This window comes from Caballeronia sp. GAFFF2, from assembly GCF_023631485.1.
Taxonomy (GTDB): domain Bacteria; phylum Pseudomonadota; class Gammaproteobacteria; order Burkholderiales; family Burkholderiaceae; genus Caballeronia.
On sequence record NZ_JALQDA010000008.1, the window covers coordinates 56,414 to 78,698 of the forward strand.

Annotated in this window: 15 protein-coding genes and 1 pseudogene; 11 read left to right on the forward strand and 5 right to left on the reverse strand. The window is 63.5% G+C overall.

Annotated elements, in window-relative coordinates:
- The first annotated feature begins 30 nt into the window (after window positions 1–30).
- The 10 genes from NCT04_RS05080 to parC all read left to right on the forward strand — a co-directional run bounded on the left by NCT04_RS05080 (window position 31) and on the right by parC (window position 15,730).
- The gene (locus NCT04_RS05080) at window positions 31–1,104 is read left to right on the forward strand and encodes an HAD family hydrolase (protein ID WP_250464131.1); all 1,074 of its coding nucleotides are present in this window, start codon (window positions 31–33) and stop codon (window positions 1,102–1,104) included.
- 43 nt (window positions 1,105–1,147) lie between these two features.
- Entirely contained in the window at window positions 1,148–2,812 is a 1,665-nt protein-coding gene (locus NCT04_RS05085; RefSeq protein ID WP_244827481.1) for an arylsulfatase, read from the forward strand.
- An 18-nt stretch (window positions 2,813–2,830) separates the two neighbouring features.
- Entirely contained in the window at window positions 2,831–5,410 is a 2,580-nt protein-coding gene (locus tag NCT04_RS05090) for a fused MFS/spermidine synthase (protein ID WP_250464133.1), read from the forward strand.
- Between the two features lie 79 nt (window positions 5,411–5,489).
- Window positions 5,490–6,458: a SphA family protein gene (locus NCT04_RS05095; RefSeq protein ID WP_250464135.1), complete on the forward strand. Its 969-nt coding sequence runs from the start codon at window positions 5,490–5,492 to the stop codon at window positions 6,456–6,458.
- Window positions 6,459–6,587: 129 nt separating this feature from the next.
- Complete coding sequence (locus NCT04_RS05100) at window positions 6,588–7,388, forward strand: bestrophin-like domain (protein ID WP_250464137.1); 801 nt, start codon at window positions 6,588–6,590, stop codon at window positions 7,386–7,388.
- 116 nt (window positions 7,389–7,504) lie between these two features.
- Window positions 7,505–8,236 (forward strand): class I SAM-dependent methyltransferase, encoded by a 732-nt coding sequence (locus NCT04_RS05105; protein WP_250464139.1) that lies wholly within the window; start codon window positions 7,505–7,507, stop codon window positions 8,234–8,236.
- Window positions 8,237–8,423: 187 nt separating this feature from the next.
- Window positions 8,424–8,783 (forward strand): DUF4399 domain-containing protein, encoded by a 360-nt coding sequence (locus NCT04_RS05110; protein ID WP_244827998.1) that lies wholly within the window; start codon window positions 8,424–8,426, stop codon window positions 8,781–8,783.
- Between the two features lie 313 nt (window positions 8,784–9,096).
- On the forward strand, window positions 9,097–11,031 hold the full coding sequence (locus NCT04_RS05115) for an ATP-binding cassette domain-containing protein (protein WP_250464141.1): 1,935 nt from the start codon (window positions 9,097–9,099) through the stop codon (window positions 11,029–11,031).
- 335 nt (window positions 11,032–11,366) lie between these two features.
- Complete coding sequence (locus NCT04_RS05120; RefSeq protein ID WP_250464144.1) at window positions 11,367–13,346, forward strand: DNA topoisomerase IV subunit B; 1,980 nt, start codon at window positions 11,367–11,369, stop codon at window positions 13,344–13,346.
- Window positions 13,347–13,411: 65 nt separating this feature from the next.
- Window positions 13,412–15,730 carry a DNA topoisomerase IV subunit A gene (parC, locus tag NCT04_RS05125; protein ID WP_250464146.1) on the forward strand — a complete coding sequence of 773 codons (2,319 nt, stop codon included), beginning with the start codon at window positions 13,412–13,414 and terminating at the stop codon, window positions 15,728–15,730.
- Between the two features lie 49 nt (window positions 15,731–15,779).
- Here the strand turns inward: parC and NCT04_RS05130 are convergent.
- Window positions 15,780–16,357: pseudogene (locus tag NCT04_RS05130) on the reverse strand (PIN domain-containing protein).
- Window positions 16,354–16,821, reverse strand: a complete 468-nt coding sequence (locus NCT04_RS05135; RefSeq protein ID WP_250464212.1) for a helix-turn-helix domain-containing protein — start codon at window positions 16,819–16,821, stop codon at window positions 16,354–16,356. The pseudogene NCT04_RS05130 and the gene NCT04_RS05135 overlap by 4 nt, the downstream one beginning before the upstream one ends.
- 137 nt (window positions 16,822–16,958) lie before the next feature.
- Here NCT04_RS05135 and NCT04_RS05140 point away from each other — a divergent pair, with 137 nt between their 5' ends.
- A complete protein-coding gene (locus NCT04_RS05140; RefSeq protein ID WP_244827489.1) occupies window positions 16,959–17,417 on the forward strand; it encodes a CopD family protein in 459 nt (152 codons plus the stop codon).
- Between the two features lie 3 nt (window positions 17,418–17,420).
- Here NCT04_RS05140 and NCT04_RS05145 read toward each other — a convergent pair whose 3' ends face one another.
- The 3 genes from NCT04_RS05145 to NCT04_RS05155 form a co-directional block, all read right to left on the reverse strand.
- Window positions 17,421–19,913, reverse strand: coding sequence for a bifunctional diguanylate cyclase/phosphodiesterase (locus tag NCT04_RS05145; RefSeq protein ID WP_250464148.1), 2,493 nt, complete (start codon window positions 19,911–19,913; stop codon window positions 17,421–17,423).
- 659 nt (window positions 19,914–20,572) lie between these two features.
- Window positions 20,573–21,034, reverse strand: a complete 462-nt coding sequence (locus NCT04_RS05150; protein WP_244827491.1) for a RidA family protein — start codon at window positions 21,032–21,034, stop codon at window positions 20,573–20,575.
- 54 nt (window positions 21,035–21,088) lie between these two features.
- Window positions 21,089–22,285, reverse strand: a complete 1,197-nt coding sequence (locus tag NCT04_RS05155; RefSeq protein ID WP_250464150.1) for an aminotransferase-like domain-containing protein — start codon at window positions 22,283–22,285, stop codon at window positions 21,089–21,091.

Here is a 22,285-nt window from a genome sequence, read left to right on the forward strand (position 1 = left end):
AACACATTGCTTTCGCGAAAGGAGAGTCGAGTGCGGCGGGGACTTCGACACATTCTTGCTGGCGTGCGGGCCGCGCTGCTGACTGCCGCGTTCGCGGTGCTCCTGGCGGGCTGCGCGCGCTCCGGCAACGACGCGTCCGCTCAGGCCAGCGCCGGCGTGAGCGCCGGTACCGCGCAGACGGCGCAAGGCGTTCTGCCATCGTGGCGCGGCGGCCGCGCTCGGCAAGCGCTCATCGACTTCGTGCAAACCGTCACGCGCGAAGGATCGCCAACCTATTTGCCGCCCGCGCGACGTATCGCCGTGTTCGATAACGACGGTACGTTGTGGAGCGAACAGCCTATCTATTTTCAGTTTGCCTTCATGCTCGATGAAGTGAAGGCGGCCGCGCCGAACCATCCGGAGTGGCGCGGCGACCCGGCGTTCAAGGCGTTGGCATCGGGCGACAAGGCCGCGCTCGCGGGCCAGCAAAAAGCATTGCTGAAACTGCTCGCGGTGGCGAACAGCGGCATGACGGTCGATGAATACGACAGCGCCATTCGCGCGTGGCTCGCAACATCGAAGCATCCGACGCTCGGGCGTCCGTACACCGCGCTCGTCTATCAGCCGCAACTCGAACTGCTCGACTATTTGCGGGCGAATGGCTTCAAGACCTTTATCGTGTCCGGAGGAACGATCGAATTCATGCGCGTGTTCGCCGAACAGGTCTACGGCATTCCGCCCGAACAGGTGATCGGGTCGAGCCAGCTCGTGAAGTACGTCGTGCGCGACGGCAAGCCCGCACTCGTGCGCGAACCGAAGCTCGATTTCGTCGACGACGGTCCCGGCAAGCCCGTCGGCATCTACCGGAACATCGGCAGAAAGCCCGTGCTCGCATTCGGCAACTCGGACGGCGACTTGCAGATGCTGCAATACACGGCCGCGCAGGAAGGGCCGCATCTCGAACTGATCGTGCATCACGACGACGCGGCGCGCGAATTCGCCTACGACCGCCAGTCGAAGATCGGCAAGCTCGACCGCGCATGGGACGAGGCGCTCGCGCGCGGGTGGATCGTCGTGAGCATGAAGAACGACTGGAAGGCGGTTTATCCGGCAAGCGCGCCATGACGGGCGACGCGCGAAAGACGTATGGCGCTCAAGGAGAATCACAATGACCAAGCCGCAACTCCGACGCTTCCGCTATATCACCGGCGCGCTCGCCGCGCTCGCGGCGATCTGCGTGCTGATCGTCCCGCCGATCGTCTCGACCGCGCAGACGCCGAACGCGGCGAAGCCCGCGAAACCCGCGCCGGCTCCCGCACCCGCCGCCGCGCAGAACAATAATCAGAATGGGAAGAAGCCCAACATTCTCGTGATCTTCGGCGACGATATCGGGCAGACCAATATCAGCGCATATAGCAAAGGCGTGGTTGGCTACGAAACGCCGAACATCGATCGCATAGCTAACGAGGGCATGCTCTTCACCGACTACTACGCGGAGAACAGCTGCACGGCGGGCCGTTCGACCTTCATCACGGGCGAAGTCACCTTGCGCACGGGGCTGTCGAAAGTGGGCATTCCCGGCGCGGACGTTGGCCTGCAGGCGCAGAACATCACCATTGCCGAGGCGCTCAAGCCGCTCGGCTATGCGACCGGCCAGTTCGGCAAGAACCATCTCGGCGACCGCGATCAGTACTTGCCCACCAAGCACGGCTTCGACGAGTTCTTCGGCAACCTGTATCACCTGAACGCCGAGGAAGAACCGGAGCGTCCTTATTATCCGAAGAACGACACGGCGTGGGTCAAGGCGAACGCGCCGCGCGGCGTGATCCATTCGTTCGCGGATGGCCGCGTGCAGGACACGGGTCCGCTCAACACCAAACGCATGGAGACGATCGACGACGAAACGACGAGCGCCGCGATCGACTTCATGCAGCGCCAGAACAAGGCCAACAAGCCTTTCTTCGTGTGGATGAACACGACGCGCATGCATTTGTTCACGCACGTGCGGCCATCCATGCTCGGTCAAAGCGGCATGCCGGGCAACGAATACGCCGACGGCATGATCGAGCATGACAACGACGTCGGCAAGCTGCTCAAGGCGCTCGACGACATGAAGATCGCGGACAACACCATCGTCGTCTATACGACGGACAACGGGCCGAACCAGTTCTCATGGCCGGATGCCGCCACCACGCCTTTCCGCAGCGAGAAAAACACCAACTGGGAAGGCGCGTTCCGGGTGCCCGCGATCATCCGCTGGCCCGGCAAGATCAAGCCGGGGACGGTTTCGCGGCAGATGATCTCGGGCCTCGACTGGTTCCCGACGCTGGTCGCCGCCGCGGGCGACAACGGCATTGCCGACCGCTTGCTCAAGGGCGCGGCGATCGGCGGCAAGAACTTCAAGGTGCATCTGGACGGCTATAACTTCGTGCCGTATCTCACAGGCCAGACGAAGGACGCGCCACGTCACGAGTTCTTTTACTTCAACGACGATGGACTGCTCGTCGCGATGCGCCAGGACGACTGGAAGGTGGTCTTCTGCGAGCAGCGCCAGCCGGGCGGTTATGAAGTGTGGGCGAACCCGTTCACGTGTCTGCGCGTGCCGAAAATCTTCAATCTGCGCATGGACCCTTACGAGCGCGCCGATATCGTCTCCGACCAGTATTACGACTGGACCACGAAGAACGTGTATATCGCGCAATACGCCGTCTCGAAGGTCGCGCCGTTCCTCGCGACGTTCAAGCAATATCCGCCCGCTCAACGGCCCAGCAGCTTCAGTATCGACCAGATGACCGACAACTTGATGAAGAGCATCGAAAGCGCGGGCAAGTGATCCGGGAGCCGAGAGACGATGACAGATCTGAGCGCCGCGATCAAATCCGCCCGGACCAAGGCAAGCCGCCGCGCACCGGCCAGCGCCGATGCGCACCACGCGAGCACCATGCGTCTCGCGTGGCCTGCGTTGCTGTTGTTTGCATCGGGCGGCGCGGCGCTGATCTACCAGGTGTTGTGGGTGCGGCAACTCACGCTCGTGGTCGGCATCGAAGTGCAGGCCGTGACCGTTGCGATCAGTGCGTTCTTTGCGGGACTCGCGCTCGGCGGATGGCTCTTCGGCAAGCTCGCCGACCGGAGCATGCGGCCTTGGTTGCTGTACGCGGGACTGGAACTCGCCGTGCTTGGCCTCGGTCCGGGCGCGACGCACGCGCTGGCGCACTCGGCCGCGCTCTTCGCGACGCTGCAAGAGCGCGCCGGGCCGCTTGCGTGGTTCTTGCCATTCGCGCTGGTCGGCGCGCCTGCCATCGCGATGGGCGGCACTTTGCCCGTCCTCATGCGTGCAACCGGCGCGTCGCGGCAAGACATCGGTGGCGCGGGCGGGCGGTTGTACGCGGCCAATACCGCGGGCGCCATCGCTGGCGCGTTGCTGCCGGTGTTCGTGCTGATTCCTTTGCTAGGCGTGCAGGGCAGCGCCTATGCGGCCGCGCTTCTCAATGCCTGCGCCGCGATCGGTGCAATGTTGCTCATGCGCCGCGCCGCCGTGCAGAACGGTTCGCTCGATGACCCCGCCGCGCGCGCCAGCGCCGCTTCCTCCGGCTCGCGCATCGCCATTGCGCTCTATGCCGTCGCGGGTGGCATCGCGCTCGGCTACGAGGTGATCTGGTCGCAGGCCATCGGGCAATTCGTCAGCACGCGCAGCTTCGCTTTTTCTATCGTGCTCGCCACGTATTTGCTCGGTCTTGCGCTCGGCAGCGCGATCGCGGCGCGCCATGCCCAACGGATACGCGACCCGTGGAGCGCATTCGGCGTGCTGATCGCGTTGGCGGGTCTGGCCGCGTTCGCGGGCGTCGCATGCGTGGGCGACTGGCTTTCGCTCGCCCAGCGTCACGCAGCCGACTTCGGCCTGAGCGTGACGGGCAACATGCTCGCGTCGATGAGCGCGGGCTTTGCCGTCGCCGCATGCGTGATCGTGCTCGTGCCGACGATCTTGCTCGGCGCGGCGTTCCCTTTCGCGCTCGCCATGGCCGCCGATGGGGACACGGCGCACGGAAGCGGCATCGCAAGCCGGGTAGGGCGCGTCGTCGCGATGAATACCGCGGGCGGCATCGGCGGGACGCTGTTTGCGGGTTTCGTGCTGATTCCGTCGCTCGGTCTGATCCGCTCGCTCGGCTTGCTTGCGGTCGCGGCGAGTCTGATCGGCTTGTCGGCGGCACTGAGCGCGCGCTCCGCACAAAAGGCCGGCATCTGGGCAAGCGCGGGCATTGCGGCGATCTCGGTTGCCGTCGCGATCGTCGTGCCGTCCGACCGGCTTGGCGTGCTGCTCGCCAAGGCGCATCACGGCAGCCTTGCCTATTACGAGGAAAGCTCGGGCGGGACGGTCGCCGTGCTCGAACAAGGCCCTGAGGCGCAACGGTTCCGCCGTCTTTACATTCAAGGTGTCTCGAACTCGGGCGACGCCATGACGTCGCTGCGCTACATGCGTCTGCAAGCGCTGCTGCCGCTCATCGTGCATGCCGGTGCGCCGCGTTCCGCGCTCGTCATCGGACTCGGCACGGGTATCACGGCGGGCGCGCTGCTCGCGTGGCCGGGCCTCGACAAACGGGTGGTCGCCGAATTGTTGCCGGCGGTCGTGCGCGCGTCGCCGGCGTTCGCGGGCAATTACGACGTGAGCGCCGATCCGCGCATCGAACTTCGAGCCGGAGATGGCAGGCGCGAACTGCTGTCGCGCGATGAACGCTACGACCTCGTGACGCTCGAACCGCCGCCGCCATCGGCGGCGGGCGTGGTGAACCTGTATTCGACTCAGTTCTACCGGCTCGCGGCGGCGCGGTTGAACGAGCGCGGTATCGTCGCGCAATGGTTGCCAATCGCGACGCAAAACGAGCAGGAAACGCGCTCGCTCATCCGCAGCTTCATGCAGGTGTTTCCGCATGCCGCGCTCTTCACGACCGAGTTCCACGAGATGATGCTGATCGGCTCCAGGGAGCCGTTGACGCTCGACGTGCCGCGCATTCGCGAGCGCTTGGCACAGCCCGAAGTAGCGCGCGCGTTGAACGAGGTGGGCATCGGCTCGGCGGAAGCGCTTGTTGCAACTTATGTCGCGGACGGCCCCGCACTTGCCTACTATGCCGCCGATGCCCGCCCCGTCACCGACGACGATCCGCGTATCGAATACGCGCCGTGGGTCGAGCCGACGGATTTTCCGGCGACGCTGACGCGCTTGCTGGCGTTGCAGAGCGAGCCGCCGCTCGCAAACGGCGACGCTGGATTCACCGACGCGCTGCACAGCGAGCGCGACACACTGCATGCGTTTTACCGGGCGGGACTCGATGCGTATCGTGGCGACCGCAACGCATGGGCGGGGGAAATTCGCGCGGTGCTGAGCGCCGACCAGGCGAACCCGTATTACCGCTGGGTGCTCGGCGCGCACGACTGAGCGCCGCATCTTGCTTGCGTGAAATCGTTGTTTTTTCTAAAGGCGATGAACCGGCATGACGTTACCGACACACCACCTCATGCATGCTTTCCGAGTCCATTGGCATCGCCTCGCCGTGGCGCTTTTCGTGGTCGGCGTCTGCCTGCTGCCTTTATCCTCGCGTGCGACCGAGGGCGCGTTGGGGCGGCCCGTTGCGGGCATGAGCGTGCTGTCCGGAATCGGCATTGTTCCGCCGGAGCCGCTGACGCTGGTGAGTCTGCAGCAAATTTATATCGATGGTTCCATCAGCGGCAATCGTCAGGTCCCGATTGCCGGCAAGACCTCGCTCGGGATCGACGGGCAAGTCGCCTTCACGCTCGCGACGGTGCTCAAGGTATGGGGCGGCTTTGCGGGATGGGACTTCGCATCGGGAATCACGGTTCCGTACGTATGGACCGAAGTGACGGCATCGTTTTCGGCGGGGCGTTTCGGAACGACGAGCAGCGACCGCGCGTCGAATCTGTTCGACCTCTACTTCACGCCTATCGTGGCCGGGTATCACTTTTCCCAGACGGCGCATATCGCGCTCAGCTTCAATTTCTGGGCGCCCACCGGTCACTACGATGCGAACGCGCTCGCCAATCCCAGCCTGAATAACTGGACCTTCGTCCCGCAGGTCGCGTTCACCCAGTTGATGCCGAAATACGGGCTCGAATTCGACGTCGTGGCCGGTCTCCAGTTTTATACGCGAAACACCGCAACCGATTATCAGAACGCGCCATTGTTCACGCTGGATGCAATGGGACTGAAGAAGTTCTCGAACGGCCTGGGGGTTGGCGTCGTGCTCGGAACGGTTCAGCAGTTGGGCAACGACTCGGGACCGCTCGCGGACAGGCTGAACGGCTTCCGGGGGCACGACTTTTCGATGGGTCCGATCCTCACCTACGACACCAAGATCGACGGCAAGCGCCCGTTGTCGGCGAGCTTGCGATGGGTGCCGTCGATTGCAAGCACGAACCGGTTGAAGAGCACGGCGAGCGTGATGGCGACCATGTCCGTCGCTTTCTAGGCCGCGGCCGCCCTTCGATCGACGAGTCGAAACGCTGCGTCCTCGGCGTTTTTTCAACTGCACCGCGCCTGCTTTCTGGTCGATAATGCGGCGAACCGTTGCGCCGCCGCGCCCACGACCCATGCGCTCATGACTGAAGTCGAATCCGCCGTCCTCGTTTTCGCGTTGCTGCTCGCAAGCACTGGCTTGGGCGCGATCGTCCGGCCGTTGCTGCCCGAGGAGCACAAGGCGCAGGAGACCGTGCAACTCGTGCAACTGCTGGTCGGCATGCTGGTGACCTTCGCGGCGCTCGTGCTCGGCTTGCTGACGGCATCCGCGAAAACGGTCTTCGATACCACCAACACCGACTTGCGCAGCTACGCGACATCGATCATCGAACTCGATCACACCATGCGCGATTACGGCGCCGACCTTGAGCGCGCACGTGCGCTCTTGCGCTCGTACACCGCTGCGGCGATCGCCAGCACCTGGCCCGACGAAGCGCCGCCCTTGGGCGATTATCCGGCGGTCGGCACATCGCTTGGCGGAGCCGACAATCTCGCGAGCCGCACACTCGGCGAATTGCTCAATCGTGGCCAGCATGAAGTGCGCATGCTCGCACCGGGCGATGCCTACCACCAGCGCCTCGCCGACGAATGCGCGACGCGCTTCGAAGACCTCATTGCGCTGCGCTGGAAGCTCGTCGAGGAAGCGCATGGGTCGATCTCCTATCCGTTCGACCGGATTCTCGTCGGCTGGCTGCTCATCATCTTTCTGTGCTTCGGGCTGATCGCGCCGCGCAACGCGCTGTCGCTCGTGACGATCACGCTGGGCGCGCTGTCGATCGCCTCGGCGGTGCTCGTGATCCTCGATCTCGACACGCCGTTCTCCGGTCCGATCATGGTGCACAGCCAACCGATGCGCGACGCGCTGGCTTATCAGAGCCGCTAATCTCCGGTTACGCTGACGCGTGCTTCGTCGCGCTCGCCGACGAGAAGCGCTAATCTCCTGTTACGCTGAGCGGCGCTTCGTCGCGCTCCATCACTCGTTCGCCTACAAAGCCGCTCATGTCCAGTTACGCTGATCCACGCATCGTCGCGCTCTACGACGCGCTCAATCCCGCCGCCGCCGATACCGCGTTTTATCTCGCGCTAGAATCGGCGGGACATATCGTCGATCTGGGCTGCGGCACGGGCTTGCTCGCCTGCGAATTGGCGATGCGTGGCTACAAGGTCACGGGCATCGATCCTTCCGCGCCCATGTTGCGCGTTGCGCGCGCGCGTGCGCATGGCGAGCGCGTGACGTGGATCGAAGGCGACGCCTCCGCCTTGCCGTTCGTCGCCCCTGCCGATCTCTTGTTGATGACGGGTCACGTCGCGCAAGTCTTTCTCGATGACGCCACCTTTCTCGCCACGCTCGTGGCCGCGCGCCGGGCGGTGCGTCGTGGCGGACGCATCGCCTTCGAAAGCCGCAATCCCATTGCGCGCGCGTGGGAGCGATGGACGCCGGAACATTCGCGACGTCGCGTGAGCGGGCCGGATGGCCGCGGCGTCGAAGTGTGGCAGGAACTCCACGAGACCCCCGATCCGATAATCAGCGCACGCGCGGCCGTCACGACGCACTATCGTTTCGACGATGGCGAGACGCTATCCGCAAAGAGCGAGTTGCGCTTTCGCTCGCGCGATGAGTTGGCGCGCCTGCTCGATGAGGCGGGTTTTGCGCAGATCGATTGGTATGGAAACTGGGATCGTGCGCCGGTGACGGACGAGAGTCCCGAGTTGATCGCCGTGGCGTCGTGAACGCTCGGACGCGAGCGCGCCACGTTGGCGTGGCGAGTAGCCACGACAACTTCACGACACGCGGTGTATCCTTGGTCGCGGCCTCGGCGCGAAGGCTCGCGCAATCGGCCGGTTTATCGACAAGGAGAACACGATGCTTAAGAAAACGCTCTCGAAAGCGCTATTGCCCGGCGCATTCGCGCTCTCGATGCTCGCTGGCGCGGCACATGCGCAATCGTCGCGCGTCTACTTCGTGGAGCCGAAGGACGGCGCCACCGTCACGAGCCCCGTGCATGTGAAGTTCGGCGTGGACGGCATGAAGATCGCGCCAGCCGGCACGATGACGGAAGGCACCGGACATCACCATCTGCTCATCGACAGCGGTCCTTTGCCCAAGGGCACCGTGATTCCCGCGAACGATACCTCGCTGCACTTCGGTAAAGGCCAGACGGAAGCCGATGTGAAGCTACCGCCGGGCGATCACACGCTCACCATGCAGTTCGGCGACGGCCAGCACAAGTCGTATGGGCCGGAAATGAGTTCCACCATCAAGGTTCATGTGAAGTAACGTGAGAGCGGCGGGGCAGCGGCGATTCCTTGCGGAATGGCCGAGGCTGCCGTCGCGATTCTTTCGTCCCTACACCGGCACGCCGCATCCGCATCCAGCCGACGATTGCATCAGCCGCATCGACGTCCCATGCGTTTCGGACCAGCCACGCCGCCGCCCTCATCCATACGGCCAGGGCCTTTGCCGACGACCGCGCGCGCACGCCGCGTTTCCGACTCGCCATCCTCGTCCATTCAGCCAGCGCCCCAACCCTCGGGCCTAACATCGGTACAATGGCCGCTTCCCCGGTATCGCACTGTTCGCATCCATCCCCATGTCGCTTTATTCCATTACGGACGCGCAGCTCGCGTTCGGTCACGTCGCATTGCTCGATCACGCGGATTTTTCGCTCGAAGCGGGTGAACGCGTCGGTCTGATCGGCCGCAACGGCGCGGGCAAGTCGTCGCTACTAAAGATCGTGGCGGGGCTCGCCGCGCCCGACGACGGTCTCGTCACGCGTCAGAACGAACTCTCCACGGTCTATGTGCCGCAGGAACCCGAATTCGATCTCGACGCCACCGTGTTCGATGTCGTCGCCTCCGGCCTGACCGAAGCACGCGCGCTCCTCGACGAATACGACGCCGTCGCCCACGAACTCGCGGATACCCCCGAAGGCGCGCAGCACGACGCCTTGCTCTCGCGCATGAACGCGCTGCAATCGGCGCTCGATTTGCGCGATGCCTGGAACTGGCGCAATCGCGTCGCGACCACGCTCGCGCAGATCGGTCTCAACGGCGACGCGCGTTCGGGCGCGCTGTCCGGCGGCATGAAAAAGCGTGTGGCCCTGGCCCGCGCGCTCGTCGTGCAGCCCGACGTGCTCTTGCTCGACGAACCGACGAACCATCTCGACTTCGACGGCATCCGCTGGCTGGAAGACCTGCTCGTGACACTGCGCACGGGGCTGCTGTTCATCACGCACGATCGCGCGTTTCTGGATCGCGTGGCTACACGCATCGTCGAACTGGATCGCGGGCGGCTCTTGTCGTATCCCGGCAACTTCAGCGCGTACCAGACGAGAAAGGCGCAGCAACTCGAAGTCGAACAGGTGGAAGCGGCGAAGTTCGACAAACTGCTCGCGCAGGAAGAAGTGTGGATTCGCAAGGGCGTGGAAGCACGCCGCACGCGCAGTGTCGGACGCATTGCGCGGCTCGTCGAGATGCGCAACGAGCGCGCCGAACGCCGCAACGTGCAAGGCAACGTCAAGCTGGATGTCGGGCAGGGCGAGAAATCCGGCAAGATCGTCTCCGAACTGACCGATGTAACCAAACGCTTTGGCGGGCGCACCGTCGTCGATGCCTTCACGGCCACCGTCATGCGCGGCGACAAGATCGGGTTCGTCGGGCCGAACGGCGCGGGCAAGACGACGCTGCTCAAGCTGATTCTCGGCGAATTGCAGCCCGACGAAGGGCGCGTGCGTACCGGCACGAACATTCAGGCGGCGTATTTCGATCAGATGCGCGCACAGCTCGATCTCGACAAATCGCTCGCCGACACCATCAGCCCCGGCAGCGAATGGGTCGAAGTGAACGGCGTGAAGAAGCACGTGATGAGCTATCTCGGCGACTTCCTGTTCGCACCGGAACGCGCGCGCTCGCCGGTGCGCTCGCTGTCGGGCGGCGAGCGCAATCGGCTGCTGCTTGCGCGGCTCTTTGCGCGGCCCGCCAACGTGCTCGTGCTGGATGAGCCGACCAACGACCTCGACATTCCCACGCTCGAACTGCTCGAAGAACTGCTCGCGGAATACGACGGCACCGTGCTGCTCGTAAGTCACGACCGCGCATTTCTCGACAACGTGGTGACGTCCGTGTTCGCCGCGGAAGGCGGCGGCAAGTGGCGCGAGTATGTCGGCGGCTTCTCGGACTGGCAGATTCAGCGCGAACGTTCGGAGCGTATCGCCGAGGAAGCCGCGCGTCAGAGCGCGAAGGAAGCGACGAAGGACGACGCGCCGAAGGAAAGCGCGGCCGGTCGCAACGCGCAACGCAGCGTCAAGATGTCGTTCAAGGAACAGCGCGAGCTGGAAGCGCTGCCGGTGCGCATCGCGGAACTGGAAGAGGAGCAGAAGCGCATCGGCGCGCAGTTGGAAGACGGTTCGATCTTCGCGAAGGACGCCAAGGAAGGCGCGCGTCTTTCGGAGCGGCACGCAGCGATCGACGAGGAACTCATGGTTGCGCTCGAGCGCTGGGAAGAGCTCGAAGCCAAGCGCAAGTAACACACGCATTTCAGCATGCCTGGCCGCGACCGCGCGGAATCGGCGCGGTCAGGGCTGGCCTTTTATTCGTCCGATGTGGGCGGCGCGGACGAAAACCGCTATTCTCCTAGCGCGGCCAAGGATCGGCGGGCGGGGCGAGCGCTCCGCACGAGCACATCCGGCCAGGCAGATAACGTTTCGAGCAATCGATCAAGCATTCGCCGGCACTTCGGGCGCATGTCGTGGCATTCCCGCGAGCACGCACGATGCCGGGTCAACGTTCAACTATGACCACGAAAAAATCCAGCGCGGCCGAGTCAGGCACGCAACACCGCGCAGCGCAACGAGAGCGCGCGATGAGCGCGAAAGCGGCCGGCTACAGCGAAGCATCGATCAAGGTTCTCAAGGGGCTCGAGCCGGTCAAGCAGCGGCCCGGCATGTACACGCGCACCGAGAACCCGCTGCATATCATTCAGGAAGTCATCGACAACGCGTCCGACGAGGCGCTCGGCGGCTACGGCAAGCAGATCACCGTCACGCTTCATACGGACAACTCCGTGTCCGTCGAGGACGACGGCCGTGGCATTCCGTTCGGCTTGCATCCGGAAGAAGGCGTGCCGGTGGTCGAAATCGTGTTCACGCGCTTGCACGCGGGCGGCAAATTCGACAAGGCCGCGGGCGGCGCCTACACGTTTTCCGGCGGGCTGCACGGCGTGGGCGTTTCGGTCACGAACGCGCTTGCCACGCGCCTCGAAGTCACGGTCTGGCGCGACAACAAGATCGCGCAACTGGCGTTCGCCAATGGCGACGTCATCGAGCAACTCGTCACGCGCCCCGGCGACCGGGGCGCGAAAAAGACGGGCACGCGCGCGCGCGCATGGCCCAATCCCAAGTACTTCGACTCCCCGAATTTCCCGCTCGGCGAATTGCAGCGCCTGTTGCGTTCTAAAGCCGTCTTGCTGCCGGGCGTGGAAGTGGCGCTCGTCATCGAGAAAACGGGCGAACGGCAGTCGTGGCGATACGAAGACGGTTTGCGCGGCTATCTGCTCGAAGGCATGGGCGGCAGCGACTTGCTGATCCCGCTTTTCGAAGGCGAACGTTTCGCGGAAAGCTCGCGTTCCAGCGAGGAAACCTTCGCCGAAGGCGAGGGCGCGTCGTGGGTCGTCGCGTGGAGCGAGGAAGGGCCGCTTCTGCGCGAGTCTTACGTCAATCTGATCCCGACGCCCGCGGGCGGCACGCACGAATCCGGCCTGCGCGACGGGCTCTTTCAGGCGGTTAAAAGTTTCGTCGAGCTTCATAACCTTCAGCCGAAGGGCGTGAAACTTCTCGCCGAGGACGTGTTCGCGCGCGTCTCGTTCGTGCTCTCCGCGAAAGTGCTCGATCCTCAGTTCCAAGGCCAGATCAAGGAACGCCTGAACAGTCGCGATGCCGTGAAACTCGTTTCGTCGTTCTCGCGTCCGGCGCTCGAATTGTGGCTCAACCAGCACGTGGAATACGGCAAGAAGCTCGCGGAACTGGTGATTCGCCAGGCGCAGGCGCGTACACGTGCCGGGCAGAAGGTCGAGAAGCGCAAGAGTTCGGGCGTCGCGGTGCTGCCGGGCAAGCTGACGGATTGCGAATCGACGGATATCGCGCGTAACGAACTCTTTCTCGTCGAGGGCGATTCGGCGGGCGGCTCCGCGAAAATGGGCCGCGACAAGGAGTTCCAGGCCATCCTGCCCTTGCGTGGCAAGGTGTTGAACACGTGGGAAACGGAACGCGACCGGCTCTTCGCGAACAACGAAGTGCATGACATCGCCGTGGCGATCGGCGTCGATCCGCATAGTCCGGACGACAAGATCGACCTGTCGAATCTGCGCTACGGCAAGATCTGCATTCTCTCGGACGCGGACGTCGACGGCTCGCACATTCAAGTGCTCTTGCTCACGCTTTTCTTCAAGCACTTCCCGCAACTGATCGAACGCGGTCACGTGCATGTGGCGCGTCCGCCGCTCTTTCGTGTCGATGCCCCCGCGCGCGGCAAGAAGCCCGCGCAGAAACTCTACGCGCTCGACGAAGGCGAACTCGAAGCCATCCTCGACAAGCTGCGCAAGGATGGCGTGCGCGAAACCGCATGGACCATCAGCCGCTTCAAGGGCCTCGGCGAAATGAGCGCGGAACAACTCTGGGACACGACCATGAACCCCGACACGCGCCGTTTGCTGCCGGTCGGCCTGGGCGATCTCGGCTTCGATCTCACCGTCTCGCGCATGACCATGCTGATGGGCAAGGGCGAAGCCGCGTCGCGCAGAAGCTGGCTCGAAGAGAAGGGCAACGAAGTGGAAGCGGACATCTGAGGCCCGCATTCTGGCCCATAGCGCCCGCATGCAACGCGCCCTGAACGCATAACAACGGATATTCGATGGGAATCACAGACGATCTCTTCGCCGATCAGCAAGCAGCACCGGAAGGCGAACAACTCACACTCGGCGATTACGCCGAACGCGCTTATCTCGACTACGCGGTGAGCGTGGTCAAGGGCCGCGCGCTGCCCGACGTGTGCGACGGGCAAAAGCCCGTGCAGCGCCGCATCCTCTACGCGATGAGCGAGATGGGGCTCGCCTCGGGCGCGAAGCCGGTGAAGTCGGCCCGCGTGGTCGGCGACGTGCTCGGCAAGTATCACCCGCACGGCGACCAGTCCGCCTACGACGCGCTCGTGCGTCTCGCGCAGGACTTTTCGATGCGCTATCCGCTCATCGACGGTCAGGGCAATTTCGGCTCGCGCGACGGCGATGGCGCGGCAGCCATGCGCTACACCGAAGCGCGTCTCACGCCCATTGCGCGCCTTTTGCTCGATGAAATCGATCAGGGCACCGTCGATTTCATGCCGAACTACGACGGTTCGTTCGAAGAGCCGAAGCTCTTGCCCGCGCGTCTGCCGTTCTTGTTGCTGAATGGCGCATCGGGCATTGCGGTGGGTCTCGCGACCGAGATTCCCTCGCACAATCTGCGCGAAGTGGCGCAGGCCGCCGTCGCGATGATCCGCGACCCGAAACTCGGCCATGCCGGCGTGATGGAAAAGCTGAACGGCCCCGACTTTCCGGGCGGCGGGCAGATCATCTCGAGTCACGCGGAAATCTCGACGGCCTACGAGACCGGACGCGGCAGCCTGAAAGTGCGCGCCCGCTGGAAGATCGAGGAACTCGCGCGCGGTCAGTGGCAACTCGTCATTACCGAAATGCCGCCGAGCACGTCCGGACAGAAGGTTCTCGAAGAAATCGAGGAACTCACCAACCCGAAGATCAAGCTCGGCAAGAAGACGCTCACGCCCGACCAGTTGCAGACCAAGCAGACACTGCTCGGCTTGCTCGACACCGTGCGCGACGAGTCCGGCAAGGACGCGCCCGTGCGGCTCGTGTTCGAGCCGAAGTCGAGCCGTATCGACCAGACCGAATTCGTGCATTCGCTGCTCGCGCATACGAGCCTCGAATCGAACGCGGCGATCAACCTGGTGATGGTCGGCGCGGATGGCCGGCCGCGGCAAAAGGGCATCGTCGAAATCTTGCACGAGTGGGTCGGCTTCCGCTTCGTGACGGTGACGCGCCGCACGCAGCATCGGCTGAACAAGGTGAACGACCGCATCCATATTCTCGAAGGCCGGATAATCGTCTTCCTGAATATCGACGAGGTCATTCGCATCATCCGCGAGGCGGACGAGCCGAAGCAGGCGCTGATCCAGCGCTTCAACCTGTCGGACCGGCAGGCGGAAGACATCCTCGAAATCCGCTTGCGTCAGTTGGCGCGGCTCGAAGCGATCAAGATCGAGCAGGAGCTGGCCGACCTCGGCACCGAGAAGACGAAGCTCGAAGAGTTGCTCAATAGCGATGCCGCGATGAAGCGTCTGCTCATCAAGGAAATCGAGTCGGACGCGAAGCAATATGGCGACGGTCGCCGCACGCTGATTCAGCAGGAAAAGCGCGCGACCTTCGAAGTGCGCGTGGTCGACGAACCGGTGACGGTAGTCGTCTCGCAGCGTGGCTGGGTGCGCGCGCTGAAAGGCCACGGACTCGATCCGGCGGGCTTCACCTTCAAGGCGGGCGACAGTCTTTACGCGGTGTTCCAGGCGCGCACGCCGGACACGCTCATCGCATGGGGCAGCAACGGGCGCGTGTATTCCGTGGCGGTCGCGTTGCTGCCGGGCGGCCGTGGCGACGGCGTGCCGGTCACGTCGCTGATCGAACTGGAGTCGGGCTCGCACTTGCTGCATTACTTCGCGGCGACGGCGGAGCAGCCGTTGCTGCTGGCATCGAGCAATGGCTTTGGCTTCATGGCGAAGCTCGGCGACATGGTGAGCCGTAACAAGGCGGGCAAGGCGTTCATGACGATCGACGAAGGCGCATTGCCGCTTGCGCCGATGCCGGTCGTGCCGGGCGCGAACTATGTCGCGTGTTTATCTAGCACGGGGCGACTGCTCGTGTTCGGCATGGACGAGATGAAGACGCTCTCGGGCGGCGGACGCGGCGTGATTCTGATGGCGCTCGATCCGAAGGAAACCTTGCGTCAGGCGCTTGCCATCGATGCACGCGGCGTGGTGATGATCGGCACCGGACGCGGCGGCAAGCCGAAGGACGAGAAGCTGTCGGGCTCGCAGTTGCAATTGCATCTGGGCAAGCGGGCAAGAAAGGGCAGGACGCCGGATGGGACGTTGAAGGTCGCGGAGTTGAGGCCGGTGTTCGAGTGAGGGCGATTGTGAGTCCGTCGCGATGCCGGTTTGCTTCCGGCATCGCGCTCTACAAGACCGACCGGAATCTCGCGAGAGATTTACAAGTAGTGACGAGCCCCTGCTTCGACAGGATGTCGAGATAACGGTCCACGTCGAGCAAAGGGTTCCTTAGCTGTCTGCGTTGACGTTGGGCCGCGAGCACCACGGCGGCTTCGTCGAGATCGAAAAGATTGTCGACGAACACATCGGGGTGCTGCGCCTCGACGTCGTAGGTCGACAAGACTTCGTCTGGAAAATCGCGCTTGTTGAACGTGACGATAACGCTCGCGCCGCAGCGAATTGCCGCCGCCAGCACATGGCGGTCGTTGGGATCGGGAAGGTCGAGCGCGTCGATGAGTTCGTCATAGTGGCTGACGAGTGCGTCTGGAATGGCGGCATCCATCAGGGCGGCCGTGCGGTCCACTTGTCGTGCCGACAAGTCGGGACGGTTACGCAAGAGATTGCGCTTCCATTCGTCGTGTATTCGCGCGCTCCATCGCGCTCTGAAAAAAGCCCGGACAAACCCAGCCACATCAGAAAGTCTCGCAACGGCGCCGGGTACAGCACGCACGCATCATAAATAACCGTAAAGCGGGAACTCCTCATTCGTAACCCATTCCTAGTTCTTGTGCCTGTCGGGTTAATGCTTCCATGGCCCGCTCGCTTTCTTGATCGCGCTCGGCTCTGTAGCGCATGAGGTCCGTGAAGCGCACGCGGCGATGCTTCCCGGTCTTGCGAAACGGCAACGCATTGGATTCGAGCAATTTGACAAGATGCGGTCTGGAAACGTTGAGCAGATCGGCGGCCTCTTGCGTGGTCAGTTCGGCGTGAACCGGGACCACTCTTACAGCGTTGCCGTCCGCGAGTTCGGCGAGGATATCGACGAGCAGTCGAAGCGCCGAAGTTGGCAATTCAACTTGATGCGCCTTTTCATGGTCATCGTAAATTTGAATGCGTTGAGTCTGAAATCCGGTCGAGAGATAGGCGGCAAGCGTGCGCTGTCCTTCGCCCGCCACCTGTACTTCGCGTTCGACCGGCAGCGTCGTCTCGGATATGGCTGGATGGGTCATGGCTGTTCTCATGTACGTTCGGCAGGCTTTCCATTTTATTCGAAATAAACGAAAATCGCAGCAAACAAAACGGCTACACATCGCGTCACTCGCGGCACCTTCCTCCCGAACCTAATCACCCGATAATCAAAAGACCCATGACCCACGCCATCGAAGCCGCCCTTTTCCTGCACCTGCTCGGTGTCGCCATATGGATAGGCGGGATGGTCTTCGCGCATTTCTGCCTGCGCCCGGCGCTCGGCGATCTCACGCCGCAATTGCGCCTGCCGCTCTGGGAAGCCGTGTTCGCACGCTTCTTCAACTGGGTCGCGGGGTCGGTGCTCGTGATTCTGCTCACGGGCGGCTTCCTGCTGTGGCAGTTCGGCGGTGGTCACGCGGCGTGGCCGCTGCACGCCATGGCGGGGCTCGGCATCGTGATGATGCTGATCTTCGGGCACATCCGCTTCGGCGTGTTTCCGCGCATCCGTCGCGCGGTGCAGGCGCAGAACTGGCCCGATGGCGCGCGCGCCGTGGGCACGGTGCGGCGCCTCGTCGTGATCAACCTGGTATTGGGCGTGGTGACGATCGGTACTGCCGTCTTGTCGCGCGGCTTTTGAGTCTCAAACGCCGCGTTCGTCGCTCAGCGCGGGACTCGGCGGCTCTTGACCCGCATGGCCCGCATCTTTCTCCGAGCGTGGCATGCCCCCTCGTGTCAAGCCGCATACGCCAAAGCGGTCGAGCAAGGCCTGCACGCCATCCGCCGGTACGGGCCGCGAGAACAGGAAGCCTTGCGCTTCCACCGGACCGAGCGCCGCGAGCCACACGATCTGCTCTTCGCGTTCCGTGCCTTCCACGACCACCGTCAGGCCGAGCGAACGCGCGAGATTCACGATGGCCGACACCATCACGCACACGCTGCGGTCTTCGGGAATCGCCTGGATGAAGGAGCGATCGACCTTCAAGGTATCCACCGAAAAACGGTTCAGATACGACAGCGACGAATAGCCCGTGCCGAAGTCGTCCAGGGCGATACGCACGCCAAGACGCTTCAACGCCATGATCTTTTCCTGCACGAGCTCGGGATATTCGACCATCACGGTTTCGGTGATCTCGAGTTCGAGCTTGTCCGACGGAATGCCGCTCGCCTCGATGGATCGCGCCACCGTCTCAAGCAAGTCTCCCCGCCAGAATTGCACGGCCGATATGTTCACCGCGAGCGACAAGCCGGTGTAGCCCTCGCGCTGCCATTGCGCGAGCTGCATGCAGGCCGTGTGAACCACGAAGTCGCCCACCGCGACGATCAAGCCGGTCGACTCCGCAACCGGAATGAATTCGTTGGCGGGAATCAGCCCATGCTGCGGATGATTCCAGCGCACGAGCGCCTCGAAACCCGTAATGCAGCGCCGCGCCAGATCGATCTTCGGCTGATACACGAGAAAGAGCTGCTGCTCCGTCAACGCGACGCGCAACTGCTGCTCCCACTTCATCAGATGATCCGCGCGATGCGACAACTGCGGCGAATAGAACTGATAGCAGTTCTTGCCCGCGTCCTTCGCGCTGTACATCGCGAGATCGGCCTTCTTCAGCAGATCGATCTCGCTTTCGTTCGATACCGAAAAGAGCGCAATGCCGATGCTCGCGTGCAGCACGAACGCACTGCCGCGCACATCGAACGGCGTGGCGAACATGGTCGAGATGTCGTCGGCGAGCGTGATCGCGCGCTGCTCCACTTCCTCGCCCTTGACGACCACCACGAACTCGTCGCCGCCGATACGCGACAGCGTGCCGCTTTGTCCGACGGTTTCGGCGAGACGCGACGCCGTCATCTGCAGGACGATATCGCCCGCGTTGTGGCCGAGCGTGTCGTTGACGGTCTTGAAGTTGTCGAGGTCGATGAAGAGCAGCGCAAGCCGTCCGATGTTCTCGGTGTGCGCCACGTCCTGCCGCAGCCCGCGCAGAGTCGAATAGCGATTACGCAAGCCTGTCAGCAAATCGTATTCGACGAGATGCGTCATCTCGCGCTCGCGCCCGAGCAGCTTGCCGATGAGACCAGTGGCGACCGCGAAGAAGCCCAGCATCGCGAGCGAGATGAAGCCCGCCATCAGCAGATACACGTTGCGCGTGTGATTGAAGTCGACGAGTTCCTCGCGCTCCGAAAGGCCGACGAGCACGCCGAGCGGATAGCCGTCGATATGCCGATAAGACACGATGCGCCTCACGCCGTCGATCGGATCGACATAGATGCCCGACGCGTGCTCCGAGGTCGGATACACGCCGCTCGCGCTGAACTCGCCGTGGACGGGGCCGCTCGCGTTGCGCGCGCCGCTGCCCTTGGCTACGGCGTTCGGCGCGCGTGCGTCGAAGGCCGCAGACGAAGCGCCAGAAGCGCCAGCTACGCCAGCTACGCCAGAAGTGCCCGCGCCGCCGCCCGTACTGCGCGCGAGCACCGAGCCGTTGTCGGACACGACCGCGATCACGCCTTCATGCCCGATGGAGGCGACGTTATAGAAATCGCTCGTGAAGTACGCCGGGTCTTCCGAAACGACGACCACGCCCGCGAAGGAGCCATCGGAGTGATTCAACCGCCGCGTGATCTGCAGCGTCCAGATGCCGGAGACGCGTCCGCGCACGGGCCGGCTGATATAGAGCAGGTCGTCGTTGGAGTGGACGTGAACCTTGAAGTGCTCGCGATCCGACAAGTCGATGGGCTTCGGATGCGGATCGGCCGTCGTGGCGATGAGCGCGCCGTGTTCGTCGATGAGCGAGACTTGCACGAGCGTGTCGCTCTGCACGACGCCTTTGTCCACGGTCGCGATGAGATCGAACTCGCTGGGCGACTTCTCGTATTCGTACTTGACGAAGCGCGTGATCTGATCGACCTGATGGATCGCCTTGATCGTGTGCTGTTCGAGCGCGGAGGAGAGGATGGCGGCGGACGCCATGGATTCGTGCGTGGTGGATTCACGTTCCACCGAGAGCCGCGTGAAGATCACGGCCCACAACGACACCAGCACCAGTGTGCCGAGCACGGGAATGAGCAGCAGTGCGCGCCGCCGCCGCGCGCCCGGTGTCACGGAGCGCGCGTCGCTGGCCTTGATGCGCGAGCGCTTCATGGAAGGCGTGGGCCCGCGAGGGCATGCAACGCTTCGGCTGACGAAGAGCACGAGAGGTTGCAAGCTGCCGAGCGCGCGATGTGTATGAAGCGGACCATGTCTTTTTGCGTTGAGGCGAAACGAGCCACTATACCGCGCGAGTTGGGCGACCACGCTTCGAGCGACGATGCATGGCGAATCTGGCGCCATGCGCTTCGCGTGAGAAGCGTTCGGCGCCCGGCGGTTACTTGAAGCCGTGCGGCAACTGAAGCAACTACAACACGGATTTGACGATGAGGGTGCGACTTATCTGACAGCATACGTTTGCGCCGAAGCGCAAGCGGCTGAATACGACACGAATCGCGCTCGAGCTTTTGTGGTCCCCGATTGTTCAGATATTAGCGAACAGACCCGAGTTCGGAAAGGGGCGTGGCCAAGGGGTATACGCGTGGCACGACTTGCCGATGAACCGGCGTCCCGCAAGCAAAATGTGCCATCGAATATCGTAACGAAATGGCTGCCGATGCCTGCCGACGAATCGTTTCGGCAGGCGCGAATGCATCGGCGAGGCGCTTTCGCCGCGCATGCGTATTCAGCCGTTCTTGGCAAGCATGCAAACAAAAAACCCGGCGCCTGATGACGCCGGGTTCTTGCGACCGTGCGGTGCGAAGGCGAAAGCGTCAGGCTACTTCGGCGATCAGTTCGATTTCCACGCATGCGCCAAGCGGAATCTGCGCCACGCCGAAGGCCGAACGCGCGTGCTTGCCGGCATCGCCGAAAATATCCGCGATGAGTTCGGACGCGCCGTTGGTGACGAGATGCTGCTCGGTGAAGTCTGGCGTCGAATTGACGAGGCTCATCACCTTGACGATACGGCGCACGCGGTTCAGGTCGCCCACATGCGCGTGCAGCGTCGCGATCAGGTCGATGGCCACGTTGCGCGCGGCGGCCTTGCCTTCTTCGGTGGAAAGCGTGTCGCCGAGCTTGCCCGTATAAACCTTGCCGTCTTTCTTGGCGATGTGCCCCGACAGATAAACCGTGTTGCCGCTCTGCGCGCTCATCACGTAGGCGGCGGCGGGCGCGCCCGCGGTGGGCAGGTCGATACCGAGTTCCTTCAGCTTGTCGTAAACGTTGGATGCCATCGATGACTCCTGGAGTGAATTGAAGCGCGACGCCAATGAAGCGCCGCGCGTGGATCAGACGCTCGCGCGCAGCAGTGCGCCGAGCCTGGCGACGCCTTCGTCGATCTTCGCGGGCGGCACCGTCACGAACGAAAGACGCAGCGTGTTGTGCTCGGCGTCGTTGGCGAAGAACGGACCGCCCGGCACGAACGCCACGTTCTCCGCGATGGACTGTTCGAGCAGCTTCATCGAATCGATGTGCTTCGGCAGTTTCACCCACACGAACATGCCGCCTTCGGGCCGGTTCCATTCGACACCGGCGGGCATGTGACGTTCGAGCGCGTCGAGCATGGCCTGACACTGGTCGCGATACAGCGCGCGGATGGTCGGCACATGTCGATCGAGAAAGCCGTCCTTGATGACTTCATGAACGATACGTTGCGTGAGACTCGGCGTATGCAGATCGGTTGCCTGCTTGGCCTGCACGAGTTTGAAGTGCAGTTCCTCGGGCGCGATGATGTAGCCCACACGCAGACCCGGCGCCAGCACTTTCGAGAACGAGCCCAGATGGACGATGTGATCGGGCGCCATCGAGAGCAGCGTGGGCAGCGGAGCGCCGGCGTAATCGAGCGCGCCGTAGGGGTCGTCCTCGATGATCGGAAACGCGGCGCTTTGCGCGAACGCGGCGAGCGCGCGGCGGCGCTCCAGCGGCAGACGGCGACCCGTCGGATTCTGGAAATTCGGCTGTGCGTAGAGCAGGCGTGCATCGGCGGTGAGCGCGGCGCTCAGTCCTTCGGGGATGAGGCCGGCTTCGTCCGTCGGCATCTGCACGTAATGCGGCTCGAACATCGAAAAGGACTGCAGCGCGCCGAGATAAGTCGGCGTTTCGACGAGCACGCGGCTGCCGGGATCGACGAGCGTCTTGCCAAGCAGATCGAGCGCTTGCTGCGAGCCCGTCGTGACGAGCACCTGCGTCGGACGAATGGTCACGCCGTCTTTCGAATAACGCGCCGCGATCCATTCGCGCAGCGGCATGTAGCCTTCGGTCGCGCTGTACTGAAGCGCGGCGGCGGGCTGATCGCGCAAGATGCGTTCGGACGCGACGCGCATTTCCTCGACGGGAAACGTCTGCGGCGAGGGCAGGCCGCCCGCGAAGGAAATGACTTCGGGCCGCTCCGTGACTTTGAGGATTTCACGAATCGCCGAGCTGGTGAGCTTGCGGGCGCGTTCGGAAAGTTGCCACGGCGTGGCGCGCAGATCGGCTTGATTCAT